Origin of the sequence: Streptomyces sp. NPDC002573 (assembly GCF_042889625.1) — a bacterium.
Taxonomy (GTDB): domain Bacteria; phylum Actinomycetota; class Actinomycetes; order Streptomycetales; family Streptomycetaceae; genus Streptomyces; species Streptomyces gibsoniae.
Window position 1 is genome coordinate 1 of the sequence record NZ_JBIARC010000234.1, and the last position, 2,176, is coordinate 2,176.

A 2,176-nucleotide genomic window follows, 5' to 3' on the forward strand; every position below is an offset into this window, starting at 1 on the left:
GCGTTGATCGCGGTCTGTGCGGCGGTGGCGGCCTGCTGGGCGGCACTCGCCGCGCGGGCGGCGGCCGCCGCCGCGTGCTGGGTGTCCTTCTGGGCCGCCTGGGTCTCCGCGGCGGCCTTCTGGGCGGCTTCCTTGGCCAGTTTCGCAGCGGTCACCGCACGGGCCGAGGCGTCCTTGGCGGCCTGGGTCTGCTGCCCGGCGAGCTTGCCCGCCTTCGCCGCCTGATCGGCCAGCTGCGCGATGGTGGCGTGTTCCTGGTCGTGGGCGCGGGCCACGTACTGCCCGACCTGGAGGAACTCGTGGATGTCGTCCGCGCTGCCGTTGATCGCGATCCGGCCGGCCGCCTGGACGTTCGGCCCGCCGGCATCGATGATCTGCGCGACCTGGACGCGCTCGTCCTGTTCCCGCTCGGTGTACTGGTCGTTGTCGAGGAAGTTCTTGATGTCCTCAGGGGTGCCGTTGAGCGCGGCCTGGCCGGCCTTTCGCACCAGCGGGCCGCTGACATCGATGATCTGCGCGACCCGGATGCGCTGGTCCTGAAACAGCGGCGCCTTCCAGCCGTCCTTCAAGAACGCCTGCAGCTGGTCGGGTGAGTTGCTGTCCAGGGCGGTGCGGGCGGCCTGCTGGAGGTAGGTGCCGCCGACACTGGCGACCTGCGCGGTAGCGACGCGCTCGTCCTGAAACTGTATGTCGGAGGCTTGAGCCAGGAAGTTCTTGATGTCGTCGTCACTGCCGACGAGGGCGGCTTCGGCGGTGGCGCGCACGCCGGGACCGCCGGTCTCCCACAGCCGCACCACCTTGGCGCGGTCGGTGTCCGGAAGCGCACCACCGATTCCACTCTCCGTCGGAGCGGTTCCGTCGGCCGTGGCCGGGGAGGGCGCCAGCAGGCCCAGTACCAGCGCGCTGGGCAGCAGGCCCAGACACAGCGCGCGGACCGCGTGCTGTGCTCCTGCCGCCACGCGCCGCGGGCGTCGTGGATGTCTCACTGCGGACTCGATTCGTCTCATATTTTATGGGGGGTTGTGTGCACCGGCTCGCACAGGGACCTGACTGATCACAGGCCCGTGCGCGGCCGGGCCCGAGGGGCGGCCCGTCGGTGTTCCGCGGGTCCGTCCCTCGAACGGTGTGTGGAACGTCAGTTGGCCGGTGTGAGGCGGACTTCGTCGTGCAGGCCCTTGGCGTCGATGCCGGTGAAGAGGCTGACGTGCCCGTCGTTCCAGCGGACGATGATGTCGTTCGCGGCCGTGTTGGCGGTGAACGCGCCGGCGGTGACCAGGGCGGCGTCCTTCCACTCCGAGTTCCTCGGGCGGATTCTGATCTCCCCGGGCAGTTCCTTGCCGGTCAGGCCGGCGTAGAGGGTGGTCTCCCCGTCGACCCAGCGCACCAGCAGGTCCTCGGTGGCGTTGCCGGTGAAGGACCCGGTGGTGAGCTGGCCGGCGTAGGGCCAGGTGGTGGTGTTCTTCCCGACGATCTGCGTCTGCTTGCTCAGCCCGTTGGCCGCCAGATCGCTGAAGACGGAGACGTGACCGTCCTTCCAGACGGCCAGCAGGTCGTCGCGGTGGCCGCCGGGCGTGAAGCGGCCGCCGGTCATCAGACGCGCGTCGTCCTTCCAGGCGGGAGTGTTCCGCGGGGCGAGCTGCTTCTCACCGTGGAAACCCTTGGCGTCCACGGTCGTGTACTGGGTCATCTCGCCGTCGTTCCAGCGCACGACGAGCCCGTCGGTGCCACCGCCGGTGGCGTTGACACCGGTGATCGAGACGGCATGAGTCCAGATGCTCTTACGTGGCGCCAGCTGGTACTCGGCGGCAAAGGGGTGGGCGGCATCGTTGCTGTCACCGCCCTGGTAGAGGGTGACCTCCCCGTCGTCCCACAGCACGATCAAGTCCATGTGCCGGCTGCCGCCAGCCGAGCCGCCGGTGTAATAGCCCGCGGACATCTGCACGGCGTCCTTCCACCAGGTCACGGCCCAGGCAACCTTGATCTCCTCGGGCAGTTCATCGCCGTACTGCTTGTACAGCTCACGGTCCAGATAATCCCTGTGCATGGTGAGCAGCCGGGACTAAGAACTCCTAACAGAATGTTGCAACTCGCCTTGGAATGTGTGTGCCTGATGGCTTGTTAGCCTGCACATGAGAAGGAGTGAGCGGCCGCCGTGGATCGTCCCCGATGAGCTGTG

Annotated in this window: 2 protein-coding genes; both read right to left on the reverse strand. The window is 68.3% G+C overall.

The genetic code is table 11. The annotated features are described in order from the left end of the window. A partial coding sequence (locus ACFYX0_RS47520; RefSeq protein WP_388982009.1) for an ALF repeat-containing protein occupies positions 1-959 on the reverse strand: 959 nt, incomplete at its 3' end. A gap of 176 nt (positions 960-1,135) precedes the next feature. Then, entirely contained in the window at positions 1,136-2,044 is a 909-nt protein-coding gene (locus tag ACFYX0_RS47525; protein WP_388982012.1) for a hypothetical protein, read from the reverse strand. Positions 2,045-2,176 lie beyond the last annotated feature (132 nt).

Coding starts and splice junctions, on each gene's coding strand:
- ACFYX0_RS47525 (WP_388982012.1), bottom strand. CDS start 2,044: ATGCACAGGGATTATCTGGACCGTGAGCTGTACAAGCAGTACGGCGAT.